Origin of the sequence: Pseudonocardia humida (assembly GCF_023898865.1) — a bacterium.
Lineage (GTDB): Bacteria > Actinomycetota > Actinomycetes > Mycobacteriales > Pseudonocardiaceae > Pseudonocardia > Pseudonocardia humida.
Map to the genome: position 1 here is coordinate 238,461 of NZ_JAGSOV010000023.1, position 18,748 is coordinate 257,208.

The window sequence follows — 18,748 nt, forward strand, 5'->3', positions numbered from 1 at the left end:
GCACCCGATCCCCGAACGGAGGCGGACCCGATGATCGTCGCGACCGACGACGAGCGGCCCCTGCTGGAGATCAGCGGCCTGACCGTCGCGTTCAGCACCACCCGCGGCCCCGTCCAGGCCGTGCGCGGGGCGGACCTGACGGTCCGCCGCGGCGAGACCGTCGCCGTCGTCGGCGAGAGCGGGTCCGGCAAGTCCACGCTCGCCTCGGCCATCAACGGGCTGCTGGCCCCCAACGGCGCCGTGACGGCCGGGACGATCACCTTCGACGGCACGGACCTGCTCGCACTCCCCGAGCGGCGGATGAACGCCGTGCGCGGCAGGCGGATCGGCCTGGTCCCGCAGGACCCGATGTCCAACCTCAACCCGCTGGTGCCCGTCGGGCGGCAGATCTCGGAGATCTTCCGGATCCACGGCGTGGCCACCGGTCGCGCGGCCCGCGACCGCGCGATCGAGCTGCTCGGGTCGGTCGGCATCCCCGACCCGGGGCACCGCTACCGCCAGTACCCGCACGAGTTCTCCGGCGGGATGCGGCAGCGGGTGCTGATCGCGATGGGCCTGGCCTGCCGGCCCCAGCTGCTCATCGCCGACGAGCCGACCTCCGCGCTCGACGTGACCGTGCAGAAGATCGTCCTGGACCTGCTCGACGAGCTCACCACCTCGATGGGCACGGCCGTCCTGCTGGTCACCCACGACCTGGCGCTCGCCGCCGAGCGCGCCGACCGGGTCGTGGTGATGCACCGCGGAGCCGTCGTGGAGTGCGGCCCGACGGCGACGGTGCTGGCCGACCCGCAGGACGACTACACGCGCAGGCTGCTCGCGGCGGCCCCGAGCATGGCCACCGACTCCCTCGTCGACGGGGGGACGCCGACCGCCGCCCGACCCGTCATCGAGGTGGTGGGGCTGCGCAAGGAGTACCCGGTGCGCAAGGGCGCGTTCGGCAGGCGCGAGCAGTTCCTCGCCGTCGACGACGTCTCGTTCTCCGTGCCGCGCGGCCGGACCGTCGGCATCGTCGGCGAGAGCGGATCGGGCAAGTCCACCACCGCGAAGATGCTGCTGATGCTCGAGCCGAGCACGTCCGGCGACATCGTCTTCGACGACCGCGACGTCACCGGCCTGGCCGGGCCCGACCTGTTCGCGTTCCGCCGCCGGGTCCAGCCGGTTTTCCAGAACCCCTACGCGGCGCTCGACCCGCGGTACACGGTGGGCGACACCGTCCGGGAGCCGCTGGAGGTGCACCGGATCGGCACCCGCGTCGAGCAGGACGCCCGCGTCGCGGAGCTGCTGGCCCAGGTCGCCCTCGATCCCGCGCTGGCCGACCGGTACCCGCACGAGCTCTCCGGCGGGCAGCGCCAGCGGGTCGCGATCGCCCGGGCGCTCGCACTCGACCCCGAGGTCGTGATCCTCGACGAGGCCGTGTCGGCCCTCGACGTGCTCGTCCAGGCGCAGATCCTCGACCTGCTCGTCGAGCTGCAGCGCAGGCTCGGGCTCAGCTACGTGTTCATCAGCCACGACCTCGCCGTGGTGCGCATCCTGTGCCACCACGTCCACGTCATGAGGGACGGCCGGATCGTGGAGAGCGGATCGCCCGCCACCCTCTTCCGGGACCCGCAGCACGAGTACACGAGGGAGCTCCTGGCCGCCATCCCGATCGGCGCGCCCCGACCCGAGGAGGTCGAGGCGCCCACCGCATGACCCGCGGGGGTGAAGACGCGGTGGGGGCGACGCGGTGGGGCCACCTGGCCATCGCCTCGGCGACCGCAGGAGTGAGTCGCCCGTCGCCGGGCACCCCCCGTTCGGCCAGCCACCGAGCGGAGGAGGCGCAGTGCCGGTGACGCGGCGGGAACGGCGGGAGGGCGACCTCTCGATGGCGGTGGACCGAGACGGGGACGCGCGGGTCGTGCTGCGCGGGACGCTGGACCCGGAGCACGTGGCCTTCGTGCGCGACCCCGTGACGGCGCTGCTGCGCGACGTCGACCGCGTCGTCGTCGACATCACCGCCCTGTCCATCACCAGCACGTCGGTCCTGCAGGTCTTCCCCGACGCCCTCGACGCCGCGGGGGGCTGGCCCGCCGCCCGCCTCGCGCTGGTCTACCGCGACCGGACGATGGGGCAGGCCCTGCGCGCCTCCCGGGTCGCCCGCCGGGTCGCCGTCGCCGACGAGCCCGAGCTCGCCCTGCTGCGCTGCGCCGAGCAGCCCCGCGAGGTCCGGGCCCGGTGGACGCTGCCGCCCGGCCTGGACGCCCCCCGGCTCAGCCGCAGCCGGCTGGGCCTGCAGCTGGCCTCCTGGTCCTGCCCGGGCAGCGACCCCCGGCGCGTGGAGGCGGTGCTCAACGAGCTCGTCACGAACGCCGTGCTGCACGCCGGCACCGACCTGCAGGTCGGCCTCCTGCTCGACGAGGACGGGCTGCGCGTCGAGGTGCGCGACTCCCACCCCGCCCTGCCCGTGACCGACCCGCCCAGCGGGTACGGGCTGCGGGTCGTGGCGGCGCTGGCCGCGCAGTGGGGGGTCGACGAGCGCGCGGACGGCAAGACCGTCTGGGCCCGCTTCAGCTGCGACGGCCGCGCTCCCGGGCCCGGGCTGGACGCGTGAGGGCGCGGACGACCGTCACCAGCGGACGGCGAGCCCGGTGGCGGCCAGCGGCGCCACCGCCGCTCCGACCTGCTCGAAGCCCGCGCCGACGGTGTCGCCGCGCAGGTAGCGGGCGTGGATGTCCTCGGCGATCACCGCGGCCTTGAAGTAGCCCAGTGCGATGTGGAAGGCCAGGCCGCTGAGGTCGCGGCCGGTCACCGCGGCGTAGTGGGCGGCCAGGTCGTCGGGGCGCGGCAGCCGCGGGCTGGTGGAGGCCGCAGCGCCGCCGAGCACCGGGTCGAAGGCCGGGTCGGCGTAGGCGATGTGCAGTCCGAGGTCGGCCAGCGGGTCGCCGAGCGTGGCCATCTCCCAGTCGACCAGCGCCCGGACCACGCCCGGGTCGTCGGGGTCGAGGATGGCGTTGTCGATGCGGAAGTCGCCGTGCACGATCGCCGTGCCGCTCTCCGGCGGGCAGTCGCGGGCCAGCCGCTCGTGCAGGGCCTCGACGTCGGGGAGCTCCCGGGTCGCGATCCGGGTCCACTGGCCGTACCAGCGCCGGACCTGGCGGGCCAGGTAGCCCTGCGGGCGGCCGAATCCGGCCAGCCCGACCGCCGCCGGGTCGACCGCGTGCAGGGCACCGAGCACCTCGACCAGGCCGCGCGCGCAGCGGGCGACGTCGTCGTCGGAGAGCGGGTCGAGATCGGCGCGGGTGCGCAGCACCGTGCCCGGCACGTGCTCGACGACCGCGAAGGGCACCCCGATGACCGCCGGGTCCTCGGTCATCGCCACCGGCCGGGCCACCGGCACGCCGTGCCCGTGCAGGGCGGCGACCACCCGGTACTCGCGGGCCATGTCGTGCGCGGACGGGTTGAGCCCGCCCAGCGGCGGGCGGCGCAGCACCCAGGTGGAGCGGCCGTCGGTGAGCCGGTAGGTGAGGTTGGACCGGCCGCCGTGCATCAGCTCCGCGCGCAGCGGCCCGGTCCCGGGCACCTCGGCGGCGAGGAACGCCTGCAGGGCGGGCAGGTCCAGGCCGGCCATGGCCGGGTCGGGATCGATGTCGACGCTCATGGTGCCCCCAAGGCTAACGCTCGTTAGCCGGCCGGAGCCGGCGGCCTGCCGGGCCGGGCAGCGCCGGCCGGGCGCGCTTCCCCGTGGGCTCACTATGATCGGCTAGCCGGTGGGAGGGGACGCGATGACGGTGGCCGCGAGCTCGCGCACGGACGACATCCGCGCCGCCGCGCTCGAACTTTTCACCCGCAACGGCTACCCGGCCACGACGATGGCCGACATCGGCGCGGCCGTCGGGATGCGCGGACCCAGCCTGTACAAGCACGTGGCGTCCAAGCAGGACCTGTTGGTGCAGATCATGACCGGCACGATGGACGCGCTGCTGGCCGCCCACCGCGCGGCCGTGGCCACCACCGCCGACCCGGTGGAGCGGCTGCGGCGCGCGGTCGACGCGCACGTCCGCTACCACGCCCGACACCGGCTCGAGGCGTTCGTCGGCGCCCGCGAGCTGCGCAGCCTGGCCGAGCCGCACCGGCAGGCGGTGCTGGGCAGGCGCGCCGAGTACGAGCAGGGGTTCCGCAGGCTCGTCCACGACGGCGTCGAGGTCGGCCGGTTCACCGTGCAGTCGACCCGGCTCGCGTCCTACGCGATCCTCGACCTCGGCATGGGCATCGCCGCCTGGTACCGCGAGGACGGCGAGCTCTCCGAGAACGAGGTCGCCTGGCAGTACACGGAGTTCGCGCTGCGGCTGGTCGGAGCCGGCTGAGCGCGCCGGGCGGCGCCTCACCGGATGCGCCGTTCGGCACCGGCCCAGGCCTCGTCCCGCAGCAGGTACTTCTGGATCTTGCCGGTGGAGGTCTTGGGCAGCTCCCCGAACGTCACCGTCTTGGGCGCCTTGAACCGGGCCAACCGCCCCCGCACGTGCTCGACGATCTCGGCCTCGGTCGCCGACGCGCCTTCGCGCAGCGTCACGAACGCGGCCGGGACCTCGCCCCACCGCTCGTCGGGGACGGCGATCACCGCCACCTCCAGCACCGCCGGGTGGTCCATGATCGCCTGCTCGACCTCGACCGAGGCGATGTTCTCCCCACCGGAGATGATCACGTCCTTGCTGCGGTCGCGCAGCTCGACGTAGCCGTCGGGGTGCACCACCCCGATGTCGCCGGTGCGGAACCACCCGTCCGGCGCGGCCGCCGCGGTGGCCTCGGGATCCTTCAGGTAGCCCAGCATCACGTTGTTGCCCCGCAGCGCGATCTGCCCGGTCGTCGTGCCGTCCGCGGGGACGTCGGAGCCGTCGTCGGCGATCACCCGGGCGGTGCAGGCGATCATGTTCCCGACGCCCTGGCGGGCCTTGAGCCGAGCCTGCGCGTCGCCGTCGAGGGAGTCCCACTCCGGGCGCCAGTCGCAGATCATCGCCGGGCCGAACGTCTCGGTCAGCCCGTAGAGGTGGGTGACCTCGAAGCCCAGCTCGGCCATCCGGCGCAGGATCGCCGGTGACGGCGGCGAACCGCCGGTGGCGATGCGCACGGTCGTCTCCACCGGGGCGGCCTGCTTCGCGTAGGCGATCATCGACAGCACCGTGGGGGCGCCGTTGAGGTGGGTCACGCCCTCGGCGCGGATCAGCCGCCACACCTCGACCGGGTCGACCCTGGGCAGGCACACGTGGGTGGCCGCGGCGGCGGTGACCGCCCACGGGAAGCACCAGCCGTTGCAGTGGAACATCGGCAGCGTCCACAGGTGCACCGCCGACGGCGTCAGCCCGGTGTGCCCCACCATCGCCAGCGCCTGCAGGTAGGCGCCCCGGTGGTGGTACATCACGCCCTTGGGGCGCCCCGTCGTCCCGGACGTGTAGTTGATCGACAGCAGGGCGCGCTCGTCGTCGGGGGTGTCGTGGCGCGGCTCGGCCCCGGCCAGCAGCCGCTCGTACTCCTCCCCCGCCCGGATCCGGGTGGGGGGGTCCTCCAGGCCCGACAGCGCCGCGTCGACCAGGTCGTCGAAGACGGGGTCGTGCACCAGCACCGCGGCCCCGCAGTGCTCCAGGATGTAGGCCACCTCGCCCGCCGAGAGCCGGGTGTTCACCGCCACCAGCGCCGAACCCGCCCACGGCACCCCGAAGTTGGCCTCCAGCAGCACGTGGGTGTTGGGCGCCAGCACCGCCACCGGCCTGCCCTGCGCCAGCGGCGCCAGCCCCCCGGCCAGCCGCGTGCACCGCTCGTGCAGCTCGGCGTAGGTCCAGCGCCGGCCGCCGTCGACCACGCCGACGCGGTCGCCGTGCGCGGCCGCCGCCCGGTCCAGGTACGCGGTCGGGGTCAGCGGCTCGAACGACAGGGCGTCCAGCAGGTCGCTCATCGGACACCGCCGCCCGTCCGCGCCCGGTGCTGCCCCCACCGCTCCCAGTGCACGACCTCCTCGACCGGGCGCCGCTTCGGCTGCGCCCACCGCCCCTGCGACGGGTAGCCCAGCGGGACCAGTGCCATGGTCAGCGCGTCGGCCGGCAGGCCGAGCAGCGCACGCAGCTCGTCCTCGTGGCCGCCGTAGAGGGTGGTCAGCGAGGTGCCGATGCCGTGCGCGCGGGCCGCCAGGCACAGCTGCTGGACCGCCCCGTAGATCGACGAGCCGACCCGCGGGCTGGTCGCGTCGGCCGCGCCGCGCAGCACCGGGAACACCCACACCGGGGCGTCGGCCAGGTGGTGGGCCAGGTGCTCGGCGCCGAGGTAGCCGCGCGGGGTGAGCCCGCCGTCGACCTCGCCGGCCAGGATCTGCGCCCGCCGGGCGCCGTAGGCGCGGTCCCAGTTCTCCCGGTACCAGGCCGCGACCGTGCCCTTGACCCCCGGATCGGTCACCACCACCCAGCCCCACTGCTGGGCGTTGCCGCCGGAGGGGCCGCGGACCGCCGCGTCGAGGACCTCCCACAGCACGTCGTCGGGGATCGGGTCGGGCGCCAGGTAGCGCCGGGCGGGCGTGGAGTGCAGCGCGTCCAGGACGGACAGCGACGCCGGGTCCACCACGGTGGTCCTCCTCGGGAGCTCGGATCAGGTCAACGGGGCCGACGCCGGGCGGGACAGCGCGACGTCCTCCTCCGCATCCTCGGGCACCGGCACCCGCCTCGGCAGCACGAGCGCGGCCAGGAGCGCACCGGCGACGGCGGTGCCCGCCGCGGCCAGCAGCGCGACCCGGTAGCCGGCCAGGGTGGCCTCGGCCACCGCGGTCCCGGTGCCGACCAGGTGGCGGGCCACCGCCGTGGACAGCAGGGCGACCAGGGCGATGGCCAGCGCGCTGCCGACCGCCTGGGTGCTGTTCAGCGCCCCCGCGCCGACGCCGTGGCGGTGCCGGGGGATGCCCGACATCGCGGTCACCGTGCAGCACACCCCGGCCGCGCCGGTGCCCAGGCCGAGCAGCAGGAACGCCGGCAGCAGCCCGCCCGCGTAGTCGGTGGCCGGGCCGAGCGCGAGCGCCAGCAGCACCGCCCCGCCCGCGACGCACAGCAGTGCGGGCGGCACCAGCGCGCGCGGCCCGACGTGGTGCAGGTTGCGCGAGGTGACCTGGGAGACGAGCACGATCAGGGCGGCCCACGGCACGAACGCCGCGCCGGCCTGCAACGCGCTCCAGCCCAGCACCTCCTGCATGAACAGCGAGCTGACGAAGTAGGCGCCGATCCCGGTACCCGAGGCCACCAGCACCAGCAGGAACGCCACCGACGTGCGGGTCCGGAACAGCGCGAGCGGCAGCAGCGGGTCGGCCGAGCGCGCCTGCAGCACCAGGAACGCCGCGCCGAGCGCGAGCGCGCCGACCGACGCGCCGAGCGCCAGCGGGCCGATCCCACCGGTCTGCAGCTCGGTGAGGCCCAGGATCAGCGCCGCGACCGCCGCGGTGGCCAGCAGCCCGTCGACGACCGCCAGGCGCTGGTGCGGCGCCCCGCGCACCGCGGGCACCAGCGCGAACGCCCCGACGAAGGCCAGCACGCAGACCGGCACGTTGACCAGGAAGATCCACCGCCAGCCGCCGGCCGTGGTCAGCAGGCCGCCGAGCACGTTGCCCAGGGTGGCGCCGCCCGCGCCGACCGCCGCCCACACCCCGAGCGCCCGGCTGCGCTCGCGCGCCCCGGTGAACACGCCGGTGAGCAGGGACATCGCCGCCGGGGACGCCATGGCCGCACCGACCCCGGCCAGCGCCCTGGCCGCGATCAGCAGCCCCGGTGACGCGGCCAGCGCGCACAGCAGCGAGCCGACCGCGAACACCGCGAGCCCGGTCAGGAACAGCCGGCGCCTGCCGAGCACGTCGGCGGCCCGGCCACCGAGCAGCAGCAGGCAGCCGAAGGTCAGCGCGAACGCGGTCAGCACCCACTGCAGCTGCGCCACCGAGAGCCCCAGGTCGGCGCGGATGGCCGGCAGCGACACGGTGACCACGGTGCCGCCGACCAGCAGGACGAACTGCACGCTGCAGACCAGGGCCAGGAACGGTCCCCGGCGCACCGCCGGGAACGGGGTCCCCGGACCGGCGCGCTCCGCGCCGGGTGCGGGGGACGGTGCGACGGACCGCTCAGACAACGTCGGCCTCGGCCGCGCCCAGCAACGGGCGCCGCGCGGTGACCGCGACGCCGCACCGGGCCAGCCGGCCCGCCTCGGCCGGGTCGTCGGAGAGCAGGACCACCGCGCCGGTCCCGGTGCCGAAGCCGGTGCCGAAGCCGAGGTCGCGCAGGACGTCCGCGGCGACCAGGTCCCGGCGCTCGTCGGGCGCGCCGCAGCCGGTCGGGTTCGCCCCGCCCGCGAGGCGGGCGAAGGCGTGCCCGCTGCGCAGGTAGACCAGCACCCCGCGACCGGCCGCGTCGATCGCGGCCAGCGCGGCGTCGAGCCGGGCGGCGCACCCGCAGCGCAGCGAGCCGAACACGTCGCCGAGCACGCACTCGCGGTGCACGCCGACGAGCACCGGCCCGACCGCGGTCGCGGGGTCGCCGCGGACCAGGGCCAGGTGCTCGTCGCGGCCCGGCGACGCGGGAGCGGTGCGGTCGGCGGCCGTCGAGCCGTAGCCGACGGCCTGGAACCGGCCGTGCGACGTCGGGAGCGCGGTCGCGGCCCCGCGCCGCGCCGACGGCTCGCGGCGCCGCCGGTCGGCGAGCACGTCCGAGACCGCCAGCAGCACCAGGTCGTGGCGCTCGGCCAGGGCGGTCAGCGTCGTCCGGTCGGCCGGCTCGCCCGCGCCGTCGACGGCCGCGGCGAGCACCGCGGCCGGGGCGAGCCCGGCGCCGCGGCACAGGTCCACCGCGGCCTCGGCGGGGCGCGCCCGCTCCAGCACGCCGGCGGCGCGCACCCGCAGCGGCAGCACGTGCCCGGGCAGCAGGAGGTCGGACGGGCGGGTGGCCGGGTCGGCCAGCACGCGGGCGGTCAGCGCGCGGTCCGCCGCGGAGATGCCGGTGGTGGTGCCCACCCGGGCGTCGACCGACACCGCGAAGGCCGAGGCGCCCGGGCCGTCGGAGTCCATCGGCGGGACGCGCAGCTCGTCGAGCCGGGACCCGGTCATGGCGACGCACACGACGCCGCTGGTCTCGCGCACCAGGAACGCCATCGAGGCGGTGCCGGTCAGCTCGGCGGCGGTGACGAGGACACCGCCGACCACGACTCCGGTGCCGGCCGCCGGGCCGTCGCGCAGGTCGTCGACCAGCAGCACCGGACGGCCGCGGCGCAGCGCCCGGTGCGCGGCCGCGACCGGGCCCGGGTCCGCGTCGGGCAGCACGACCAGGCGCTGGTCGGGGAGGTCGGCCCCGGCCGCCGGGGCGCTCACCCCTCCCCCGGCTGCGGCCCGGAGAGCACGTCGTGGCGGCTCGCGGCGACCAGGTCGGCGAACCGCACCACCTCGTCGGCCACCGTGTGCAGCTGCTCGACGACCCGCGGCTCGGCGCAGGCGCCGTCGCGGAAGCCGGTCTGCAGCGAGTTGACCGCCGCCCCGTACGGGGTGGCCCAGCCGCGCAGCGCGTGCACGATGGCGCGCAGCGCGGTGAGCGTGGTGACCGCGGCCTGCCAACCGTAGGCGGTGACGATCAGCCCCACCGAGCGGTCGGCCAGGTAGGGCAGCGCGTCCCCGCGCATGTCCTCCGTGTAGTCCAGGGCGTTCTTGACCAGTCCGGAGATGGAGCCGTGGTAGCCCGGCGACGCGATGAGCACGCCGTCGGCGCGGCGCAGGTGCTCGACCAGCTCGCGGGCCACCGGGCCGCCGTCGCCGGCCTCCGGGGCGTACATCGGCAGCCGGGCCAGCTCGGCGCCGGCGAAGACGCGGGTCGTGGCGCCCGCGGCGGCGGCCCGCTCGACCGCGATGCGCAGGGCCTGCTCGCTCGACGAGCCGGCGCGGACCGTCCCGCCGATCCCGACGACGTGCAGCGGCCGGGTCACGATCCCCCTCCCGCCTGCGCCGTCCGGTCGAGGAAGGCGGTGATCGCGGCCAGCGTGTCGTCGGGGTACTCCACCGGCAGGCCGTGCCCGCCGCGGGGCAGCACCTGCAGGGTCGCGTTCGGCATCAGCTCGGCGATCTCGACCGACTGGGCGACCGGGGTCAGCACGTCCTCGGCGCCGGCCAGCACCAGCGTCGGCGTGCTCGCCGACGGCAGGCCCGGGCGGGAGTCGTAGACGCGCAGCCCCGCGGCCTGGGCCTCGAACCCGGCCAGGGTGGTCGGGTGCGGGTCGGCGCGGACCAGCTCGGCCTGGGCCGCCGCGGCGGCGTGGTCGGCCAGCAGCCGCGGGGTGAACACCCACGGCATGCTGCTGATCCCGACGGCCACCGGGTCGACCCCGGCCCGGCGCAGCGCCAGGCCGGTGTCCAACCAGGCGTCCTGCACCGCGGTGTAGGACGGGAACGCGGTGACCAGCACGGCCCGCGACAGCACCCGCGCGTGCCGGACCAGCAGCGACTGCAGCACCGAGCCGCCCAGCGACCAGCCCACGGCGGCCACCGGGCCGGCCCCGAGGTGCTCGACCAGCGCCGCGGTGTCGTCGGCGAGGTCGTCGATCGCGTAGGGGCCCGGCGGCACGTCGCTGAGCCCGGTCCCCCGGTTGTCGAAGGTGATGACGGTGTACCGCTCGGCCAGCCGCGGCGCGAGCAGCGCCCAGGCCAGCGAGCTGGCGCCGAGCCCGGAGATCAGCAGCAGTGGCGGTCCGTCGCCCCGCACGTCGTAGCGCAGCGAGACGCCGTTGACCGTGGCGGTGCCCGAGGTGGGGGTGGTGGCGGTCGACATCGGTTCAGTCCCCTCCGACGAGCGTCGCGGCGCCCGCCCGGGTGGTCGGCTGCACGCTCGCCGGCACGTCCCGGTGGGAGGCGGGCGGCGTCCAGTGGTCGGGCTGGTCGGCCCACAGGTCCCGCAGCTGCGGGATGACCCGGGTGCCGAACAGGTGGGTGTTCTCCGCGGCGGTCTCCTCGGCCAGGTCGCCCATGTGCAGGCAGGCGATCAGCTGGCCGACCCGCAGCTCGGTGGCCAGCTCGCGCACGCGCTGGGCGACCCGGTCGGGCGTGCCTGCGATGATGTAGCCCTTCTCGTCGTACTCCCAGAAGCTCATCTCCCCGGCCGTGGCCCGCCTGCGGTCCTCGGCGGCCTGCGGCGTCGTGGTGCGGGCGAGCATGCCGCGCAGCGAGTCGGGCGAGGTGTATCCGGGCGGGGTGGCGAACCGGGTGGCCGGGTCCTTGACCCGCTGGAAGTAGCGCACCGCATCGGCGTACTTGCGCTCGGCCTCGGCGTCGGAATCGGCCACGCAGATGAGCTGGGTGAACGCCATCCGGTGCGGATTCAGGTCGCCGCCGTTCTCGGCCACGTAGTTCCAGTAGTTGTCCACGACCGGTTTCGCCGCGCGCAATCCGGAGAACGACAGGTGGCCGTAGCAGTAGTTCTCCCTGGTGACCAGTTCCCAGGTCTCCACGCTGCCCGAGCCGGGCACCCAGATCGGCGGGCGCGCCTGGACCGGGCGCGGCCACAGGTTCACGTAGCGCAACTGCGTGTACCTGCCGTTGAAGGCGAACGGCTCGGGCTCGCGCCAGGCCCGCAGGACCAGCTCGCGGGCCTCGTGGAACCGCTCGCGCAGCTCCGAGGGCGGGCGCGCGTAGGCGAACGCGGAGTCCATCGGGGTGCCGAAGACGAACCCGGCGATGACCCGCCCGTCGGACAGGCAGTCCAGGTAGGCCAGCTCCTCGGCCACCCGGGTGGGCGGGTTGTAGAGCGCCAACGAGTCGCCGATGACCAGGATCGCGGCCTTCTCGGTGGTCCCGGCCAGGCCGGCGGCCAGCAGGTTCGGCGAGGGCGTCATCGCGAACGGGGTCTGGTGGTGCTCGTTGACCGCCAGCCCGTCGAAGCCGTCGCGGTCGGCCTGCTGCATCAGCCGCAGGAACATCCGGTAGTTCTCGCCGACGCGGCGGGGGTCGGCCAGCCCGATCGGGCTGTCCACCCATGCGCCCTGCCCGGCGGCCGGGAAGTCCGCCGGGAGGTCGTCGTAGGTGACCTCCGCGAACCAGTGGAACTTCACCGTGCGTGCACCACCCTCAGGTCGGACCGGTCGGGGACGCGGCTATCGTCGAACGGCCCCGCGGGCCCGGCAATGGAGATCCGCACACTTCGCCCGGGCCCGGGACGGACGTCCTCACACCCGCCCGCCCAAAACGCGCGTGATCGCATCGTTATCCGTGGTTTTCGCCGCCCACCCATTGCGGCGGCCGGTCGGCAGCGCTTAGCGTCCCGGAACCGGCGCCACCGCGCCGCCCCTCCACCGGGGCTCTCCCCGGACCACCGCGCAGCCCACGGCCGATCCCGGCCCGCCCAGCGCTGCCCGCACGACCCCTGAACCCCCTGAACGACGCCGATGTCATCGAGGAGGTTGCCGACGGTGCTCAAGTTCTTCGCCATGCGCCTGCTGACCACGGTGCCCGTACTGGTCCTGGTCACGTTCGTGGCGTTCGGGCTGGTGCTGCTGATCCCCGGCGATCCGGCGGTCACGATCGCCGGACCCGACGCCACGGTGGAGCAGGTCGCCGCCGTGCGCGAGCGGCTCGGGCTCGACCGCCCCGTCGTGGTGCAGTACTGGGACTGGGTGACCGGGGCGCTGTCCGGCGACCTGGGCACCTCGCTGTTCACCAGCCGTCCGGTGGCCACCTCCATCGGCGACGGGCTGCCGGTGACCATGGCCCTCGCCGGCACGGCGCTGCTGATCTCGCTGCTGATCGCGGTGCCGACGGCCATCCTGTCCGCCCTGCGCCGCGGCACCTGGCTCGACCGGGTCGCCACCGTCGGCTCGTCGCTGGGCATCGCCCTGCCGTCGTTCTGGCTCGGCCTGGTGTTCGTGCTGATCTTCAGCCTGGGGCTGGGCTGGCTGCCGGCCACCGGCTACGTGGCGATCGAGGAGGACCCGGCGGCCTGGCTGGCCCACATCGTGCTGCCCGCGCTGACCCTGGGCATCGCGGGCGCCGCGGAGAGCACCCGCCAGCTGCGCGGGTCGATCATCGGCGTGCTGCAGCAGGACTACATCCGCACCGCGAGGGCCAAGGGGCTGCGGGCCCGCATGGTGATCGGCAAGCACGTCATGAAGAACGCGAGCGTGCCCCTGGTGACCGTGCTCGGCCTGCAGATCACCGCGCTGCTCGGCGGCGCGGTGCTGGTCGAGCAGGTCTTCGGCGTGCCGGGCCTCGGCCAGGTCGCCATCAACGCGGTGACCACCCGCGACCTCCCGGTCATCCAGGGCGTCGTGCTGGTCGCGGTGCTGGTGGCGGTGGTCTGCAACCTGCTCGTCGACCTCGCGTACGGCTACCTCAACCCGAAGGTGCGCCCCCGTTGACCAACATCGAGCGTCCCTCGCCCGCGGCCACCGGAGCGGCCGATCCGGCCACCCCCGACCTCGCCGTCGCCCCGGACGCACCCGCCGCCTCGGCGCTGCCCGCGGGCACGGTGCCCGCCGAGGCGACCGCGGCGGTCGTGCACGGCGGCGGCGCCTGGGCCGACTTCCGCCGCCGCGTGGCCCGCAACCGCGGCGCGATGATCGCGCTCGGCGTGCTCGCCCTGCTGGTGCTGGTGGCCGCGATCGGACCGTTCATCACCCCGGCCGACCCCAACCAGCAGAACCTGCGCGGGGTGCTGCTCGACCCGTTCACCGCGGGCCACGTCCTGGGCACCGACCAGCTCGGCCGCGACATCCTCAGCCGGCTCATCGTCGGGACCAGGGTGTCGCTGCTGGCGATCTGCCTCGCGCTGGCCGTGGCGATGGTGATCGGGGTGCCGCTGGGCTTCCTGACCGGCTACATCGGCGGCCGGTTCGACACGGTGGTCATGCGGCTCAACGACGCCGCGATGAGCTTCCCGCCGCTGCTGCTGGCCATCGCCCTGGTCGCGGTGCTCGGGCCGAGCCTGCGCAACGCCATGTTCGCGGTCGGCATCCTGATGGCCCCCCGCTTCCTGCGGCTGGTCCGCGGCGTGGTGATCGGGCTGAAGGAGGAGACCTACGTCGAGGCGTCGCGCAGCATCGGCACCCCGCCCGCGACGATCATCCTGCGGCACATCCTGCCCAACACGCTGTCCCCGCTGACGGTGGCGATCGCGGTCACCGCAGGCTACGCGATGCTCTCCGAGGCCGGGCTGAGCTTCCTCGGGCTGGGCGTGCAGCCGCCGGACGCCAGCTGGGGCTCGATGATCCGCGAGGGCTTCCTGTACTACGGCCGCTCGCCGTGGCTGGGGATCTTCCCCGGCGTGCTGATCGCGCTGACCGTGTTCACCTTCGTGACCCTCGGCGACGGCCTGCGCGACGCGCTGGGCCGCGAGGAGCGCACCGAGTCCTGACCAGCCCGCGCGAGATGTCCGGGAGGACGCCCGCATGACCCAGACCCTGCCCCCCGCCCCGGCTCCGCCCACCGAGACCACCCTGCTGGTCGAGGACCTGGTCGTCGACGTGCTGACCGAGCACGGCTGGGCGACCGTCGTCGACGGCGTGTCGTTCCGCGTCGCCCGCGGCGAGACGCTCGGCATCGTCGGCGAGTCCGGCTCCGGCAAGTCGGTGACCTGCCTGTCGATCGCCGGGCTGATGCCGCCCCGGCAGACCCGGGTGCGCGCGACGACGCTGCGGGTGCTCGAGCACGACCTCACCGCGCTCTCGCCCAAGCAGATGGACGACATCCGCGGCCCGCGCATCGCGATGATCTTCCAGGAGCCGATGACCAGCCTGAACCCGGCGTTCACCGTGGGCGACCAGATCGCCGAGGTGCTGCGCAGGCACGAGGGGCTGTCGCGGCGGGCGGCCCGGGAGCGGGCGATCGCGCTGCTGGACCGGGTCGGCGTGCCCAGCCCGCAGCGCCGCTACCGGCAGTACCCCTTCGAGTTCTCCGGCGGCATGCGGCAGCGGGTGATGATCGCGATCGCGCTGGCCTGCCGCCCGGACGTGATCATCGCCGACGAGCCGACCACCGCGCTGGACGTCACCGTGCAGGCGCAGATCCTGGAACTGCTGCGCGAGCTGCAGCGCGAGCACGGCATGTCGGTCATCTTCATCACCCACGACCTGGGCGTGGTCGCCGACGTCTGCGACCGGGTGCTGGTGATGTACGCCGGGCAGATCGTCGAGGGCGCGCCGATCGTCGAGCTGTTCGAGCAGCCCGGCCACCCGTACATGGAGGGCCTGCTGGCCGCGATGCCGCGGATGGACCAGCCGGCAGGCGAGCTGGCCAGCATCCCGGGCCACCCGCCGCGGGTCGGCGCCATGCCCGACGGCTGCCGGTTCCACCCCCGCTGCCGCTACGCCGAGGACCGCTGCACCGGCGCGGGGTCGCCGGAGCTGGTGCGCCTCGGCCCGACCCACACCACCCGGTGCCTGCGGCACCCCGAGCTGACCCTGCGAGGAACGCCATGAGCGAGCGTGCGAGCCCATCCGCGGGCACGGCGAGCGAGCCGGTCGCGAAGCCCGAGCCCGCCGGGGCGCTGCTCGAGGTCCGGGACCTGGTGGTCAGCTTCCCGGGCAGGCGCCGCCCGTTCCGGGCCGCGCCGCCGCCGCTGCGCGCCGTGGACGGCGTCGGCTTCGACCTGCACGAGGGCGAGACGCTCGGGCTGGTCGGCGAGAGCGGCTGCGGCAAGTCGACCACCGCGCGCGGGGTCATGCGGCTGGTCGAGCCGGCCGCGGGGTCGGTGAAGCTGCGGGGCCGCGAGCTGCTCGGGCTGCCGGCCGCGCAGCTGCGCGCGGCCCGCCGCGACGTGCAGATGGTCTTCCAGGACCCGTACTCCTCGCTGGACCCGTCGATGCTGATCCGCGAGTCGATCGGCGAGCCGCTCGACGTGCACCTGAAGCTGGGCCGCCGGGACCGGGCCGAGCGCGTCGGCGAGCTGCTGCGCCGGGTCGGGCTGCCGCCGGAGTACATGATGCGCTACCCGCACGAGTTCTCCGGCGGGCAGCGCCAACGGCTCACCATCGCCAGGGCGATCGCCGCCGACCCGAAGATCCTGGTGCTCGACGAGGCGGTCAGCGCGCTGGACGTGTCGACCCAGAACCAGGTGATCGGGCTGCTGGAGGAGCTGTCCGCGGCGATCGGGCTGACCTACCTGTTCATCGCCCACGACCTGTCGGTGGTGCGCCACATCTCCGACCGGGTCGCGGTGATGTACCTGGGGCAGATCGTCGAGCACGGCGACGCCACCCGGGTGTTCGACGCCCCCGCGCACCCCTACACCGAGGCGCTGCTCTCGGCCGTTCCGGTGCCGTCGCCGCGCGTGCAGCGCTCCCGGGAGCGGATCGTGCTGGCCGGCGACCCACCGGACCCGTCGCGGGTGCCGCCGGGTTGCCGGTTCCACACCCGCTGCCCCTACGTGATGGACCTCTGCCGCACCGAGGTGCCGCAGCCGACGCGCGCCCAGGGCTCCGGCGAGGTGGCCTGCCACCTGCACACCAGCGGCCCGACGCTGGCCGGGGCGTCGGTGCGCTCGCTCGGTGCGACCCGGCGGCAGCGGGTGCCGGCGTGAGGGCGGCGCTGTGGGAGGGCATCGGCTCGGTCGGGCTGGCCGAGCTGCCCGACCCCGAGCCCGGCCCGGCCGACCTGGTGATCGACGTGGGCGCCTGCGGCATCTGCGGCTCGGACGTGCACGCCTTCGCCGAGGGCGCGTGGATCTCGGCGGGCGCCCGGATGGGCCACGAGTTCGCCGGCACCGTGCGCGCCGTCGGCGCCGAGGTCAGGGGCATCGCCGTCGGCGACCGGGTGGCGGTCAACCCGATGGGCCCGTGCGGCGGGTGCGCGCAGTGCGCGGCGGGGAACACGAACCTGTGCGCCGCCCCGGTGCACGGCGCCGGCGGCGGGCTCGCCGACCGGGTCCTGGTGCCGCGCGCCCAGCTGGGCCGGCGGGTGTTCCGGCTGCCCGACGGGCTCAGCCTGGAGGAGGGCGCGTTCCTGGAGCCGCTGTCGGTCGCGGTGCGCGCGGTCCGCTCGGCGGCGCTCGACGAGCCGATCCTGGTGACCGGGCTGGGCTCGATCGGCCAGTGCGCGCTGCGGGCGCTGCTCGCCTACGGGGCCACCGACGTCGTCGGCATCGACGTGTCGCCGCCCCGGCTGGCCGCCGGGGCCGCCGCCGGCGCCACCGTCCTGGACGCCCGCGACGGCGTCGACGCCCTGAAGGCCCAACTGCTCGACCGCTGGGGCACCTCGACCTCGCCCTACCAGCCCGGCAGCGGCAACGTCGGCACCGTCGTCGAGTGCTCGGGGGCGCTGCCGATGCTGGAGCTGGCCACCGCGGTCGCCCGGGCCGCCGGCACGATCGTCGTGGCCGGGCTGACCAGCCGCACTCCCCCGCTGGACGTCAACACCGTCGTGCAGAAGGAGCTGCGGCTGCGCGGCAGCTTCGCCTACACCGCCGACGACGCCGCGGAGGCCTTCCGGCTGCTGGCCGACGGCCACGTCCGGGTCGCCGACCTGGTCACCCACCGGGTGCCGCTGGAGCGGGTGGCCGAGGCCTTCACCGCCCAGCACGCCGTGGACGGCTCGATCAAGGTCATGGTGATCCCGTGACGGCGACCATGACGGCCATCGGCTTCGCCAGCACGGGCGGTCCCGAGGTCATGGAGCGGTTCGAGCTGCCGGTGCCCGAGCCGGGCCCGGGCGAGGTGCGCATCCGCACCACGGCCACCGCGGTCAACCCGACCGACACCATGTACCGGCTCACGGGCCCCCGACCGGAGGAGGGCCTGGCCCCGCCGTGGATCCCCGGCATGGAGCTGGCCGGGGTGGTCGACGCGGTCGGTCCCGTGATCGACGACGATGCCGCGGGCTGGGCGGTCGGCCAGCGGGTGATGGCGATCGTCATGCCGCGCCGGCAGCTCGGTGGGTCCTACGCCGAGCTGGTCGTGGTGCCCGCCGACGCGGTCGCCGCCGTGCCCGACGCGGTCTCCGACGCGCAGGCGTGCACCCTGCCGATGAACGGGCTCACCGTCGTCTCGGCCCTGGCCCACCTGGCCCTCTCCCCCGGCGACATCCTCGGGGTCACCGGGGGCGCGGGCGCCGTCGGCGGGTACGCGATCGAGCTGGGCAAGCACGCCGGGCTGCGGGTCGTCGCCGACGCGAAGCCCGCCGACCGCGCGCTGGTCGAAGGGCTCGGCGCGGACGTCGTCGTCCCGGCATCGCGCGACGCGGCCGAGGAGACCGCGGCCTTCCGCGAGGCGGTGCCGGACGGGGTCGACGGGCTGATCGACGCGGCCGTGCTCGACGCCGCCGCGCTGGGGATCGTCCGCGACGGCGGGGCGCTGGCCACCGTGCGCTTCTGGGCCGGGCCCACCGAGCGCGGCATCCGGATCCACCCCGTCATGGTGCGCGACCACCTGCGCGACGGCGCCGGCATCGCCCGGCTCGCCGACCTGGTGCTGGCCGGGCGGCTGACCCCGCGGGTCGCCGACGCCCTGCCCGCCGCCCACGCCGCCGACGCGCACCGCCGACTGGAGGCCGGCGGCGTCCGCGGCCGGCTCGTGCTCACGTTCTGACCGACGGAGGTTGACCATGGGAACCGCCCTGGACGGCAAGGTCGCCGTCATCACCGGTGGCGCGAGCGGCATCGGCCAGGCCTGCGCCGTCCGGTTCGCCGAGGAGGGCGCCGACATCGTGATCGGCGACCTCGCCCCCGGCGACGAGACGGTGGCGCTGGTCGAGAAGGCCGGCCGCCGCGCGCACTACGTGCGCACCGACACCACCAGC

At 75.4% G+C, this 18,748-nt stretch carries 18 protein-coding genes; 10 read left to right on the plus strand and 8 right to left on the minus strand.

Annotation, left to right across the window (positions count from 1 at the left end):
* Positions 1 to 30 precede the first annotated feature (30 nt).
* Both KDL28_RS11760 and KDL28_RS11765 read left to right on the plus strand, forming a co-directional pair.
* Positions 31 to 1,692, plus strand: coding sequence for an ABC transporter ATP-binding protein (locus KDL28_RS11760; protein ID WP_252437702.1), 1,662 nt, complete (start codon positions 31 to 33; stop codon positions 1,690 to 1,692).
* Positions 1,693 to 1,864: 172 nt separating this feature from the next.
* Positions 1,865 to 2,590, plus strand: a complete 726-nt coding sequence (locus KDL28_RS11765) for an ATP-binding protein (protein WP_252437704.1) — start codon at positions 1,865 to 1,867, stop codon at positions 2,588 to 2,590.
* Positions 2,591 to 2,605: 15 nt separating this feature from the next.
* On the opposite strand, the gene KDL28_RS11770 is transcribed toward KDL28_RS11765, so the two are convergent.
* Positions 2,606 to 3,637 carry a phosphotransferase family protein gene (locus tag KDL28_RS11770; protein ID WP_252437706.1) on the minus strand — a complete coding sequence of 344 codons (1,032 nt, stop codon included), beginning with the start codon at positions 3,635 to 3,637 and terminating at the stop codon, positions 2,606 to 2,608.
* Positions 3,638 to 3,761: 124 nt separating this feature from the next.
* On the opposite strand from KDL28_RS11770, the gene KDL28_RS11775 reads away from it, so the two are divergent.
* A complete protein-coding gene (locus KDL28_RS11775) occupies positions 3,762 to 4,343 on the plus strand; it encodes a TetR/AcrR family transcriptional regulator (protein ID WP_252437708.1) in 582 nt (193 codons plus the stop codon).
* A gap of 17 nt (positions 4,344 to 4,360) precedes the next feature.
* Here KDL28_RS11775 and KDL28_RS11780 read toward each other — a convergent pair whose 3' ends face one another.
* The 7 genes from KDL28_RS11780 to KDL28_RS11810 all read right to left on the minus strand — a co-directional run bounded on the left by KDL28_RS11780 (position 4,361) and on the right by KDL28_RS11810 (position 12,075).
* Positions 4,361 to 5,926, minus strand: coding sequence for an AMP-binding protein (locus KDL28_RS11780; RefSeq protein WP_252437710.1), 1,566 nt, complete (start codon positions 5,924 to 5,926; stop codon positions 4,361 to 4,363).
* Positions 5,923 to 6,585, minus strand: coding sequence for a nitroreductase family protein (locus KDL28_RS41105; RefSeq protein WP_308215990.1), 663 nt, complete (start codon positions 6,583 to 6,585; stop codon positions 5,923 to 5,925). The genes KDL28_RS11780 and KDL28_RS41105 overlap by 4 nt, the downstream gene beginning before the upstream one ends.
* A 24-nt stretch (positions 6,586 to 6,609) precedes the next feature.
* Positions 6,610 to 8,049 carry an MFS transporter gene (locus KDL28_RS11790; protein WP_252437712.1) on the minus strand — a complete coding sequence of 480 codons (1,440 nt, stop codon included), beginning with the start codon at positions 8,047 to 8,049 and terminating at the stop codon, positions 6,610 to 6,612.
* 67 nt (positions 8,050 to 8,116) lie between these two features.
* Positions 8,117 to 9,355 (minus strand): 3,4-dihydroxy-2-butanone-4-phosphate synthase, encoded by a 1,239-nt coding sequence (locus KDL28_RS11795; RefSeq protein ID WP_252437714.1) that lies wholly within the window; start codon positions 9,353 to 9,355, stop codon positions 8,117 to 8,119.
* Positions 9,352 to 9,960, minus strand: a complete 609-nt coding sequence (locus KDL28_RS11800) for an NADPH-dependent FMN reductase (protein WP_308215991.1) — start codon at positions 9,958 to 9,960, stop codon at positions 9,352 to 9,354. The genes KDL28_RS11795 and KDL28_RS11800 overlap by 4 nt, the downstream gene beginning before the upstream one ends.
* Positions 9,957 to 10,799, minus strand: coding sequence for an alpha/beta fold hydrolase (locus tag KDL28_RS11805; RefSeq protein WP_252437716.1), 843 nt, complete (start codon positions 10,797 to 10,799; stop codon positions 9,957 to 9,959). Before KDL28_RS11805 ends, KDL28_RS11800 begins: the two co-directional genes overlap by 4 nt.
* A gap of 4 nt (positions 10,800 to 10,803) precedes the next feature.
* Complete coding sequence (locus KDL28_RS11810; RefSeq protein WP_252437718.1) at positions 10,804 to 12,075, minus strand: LLM class flavin-dependent oxidoreductase; 1,272 nt, start codon at positions 12,073 to 12,075, stop codon at positions 10,804 to 10,806.
* Positions 12,076 to 12,432: 357 nt separating this feature from the next.
* Between KDL28_RS11810 and KDL28_RS11815 the strand changes: the two genes are divergently transcribed.
* The 7 genes from KDL28_RS11815 to KDL28_RS11845 form a co-directional block, all read left to right on the plus strand.
* On the plus strand, positions 12,433 to 13,377 hold the full coding sequence (locus tag KDL28_RS11815; protein ID WP_252437720.1) for an ABC transporter permease: 945 nt from the start codon (positions 12,433 to 12,435) through the stop codon (positions 13,375 to 13,377).
* Positions 13,374 to 14,372 carry an ABC transporter permease gene (locus tag KDL28_RS11820; RefSeq protein WP_252437722.1) on the plus strand — a complete coding sequence of 333 codons (999 nt, stop codon included), beginning with the start codon at positions 13,374 to 13,376 and terminating at the stop codon, positions 14,370 to 14,372. Before KDL28_RS11815 ends, KDL28_RS11820 begins: the two co-directional genes overlap by 4 nt.
* A 34-nt stretch (positions 14,373 to 14,406) precedes the next feature.
* Positions 14,407 to 15,435, plus strand: a complete 1,029-nt coding sequence (locus KDL28_RS11825; RefSeq protein WP_252437724.1) for an ABC transporter ATP-binding protein — start codon at positions 14,407 to 14,409, stop codon at positions 15,433 to 15,435.
* Complete coding sequence (locus KDL28_RS11830) at positions 15,432 to 16,535, plus strand: ABC transporter ATP-binding protein (RefSeq protein ID WP_252437726.1); 1,104 nt, start codon at positions 15,432 to 15,434, stop codon at positions 16,533 to 16,535. The genes KDL28_RS11825 and KDL28_RS11830 overlap by 4 nt, the downstream gene beginning before the upstream one ends.
* Entirely contained in the window at positions 16,532 to 17,572 is a 1,041-nt protein-coding gene (locus KDL28_RS11835) for a zinc-dependent alcohol dehydrogenase (RefSeq protein WP_252437728.1), read from the plus strand. Before KDL28_RS11830 ends, KDL28_RS11835 begins: the two co-directional genes overlap by 4 nt.
* A complete protein-coding gene (locus tag KDL28_RS11840; RefSeq protein WP_252437730.1) occupies positions 17,569 to 18,537 on the plus strand; it encodes an alcohol dehydrogenase catalytic domain-containing protein in 969 nt (322 codons plus the stop codon). Before KDL28_RS11835 ends, KDL28_RS11840 begins: the two co-directional genes overlap by 4 nt.
* Before the next feature lie 16 nt (positions 18,538 to 18,553).
* The coding region (locus KDL28_RS11845; RefSeq protein WP_252437732.1) for an SDR family NAD(P)-dependent oxidoreductase at positions 18,554 to 18,748 on the plus strand (195 nt) is incomplete at its 3' end.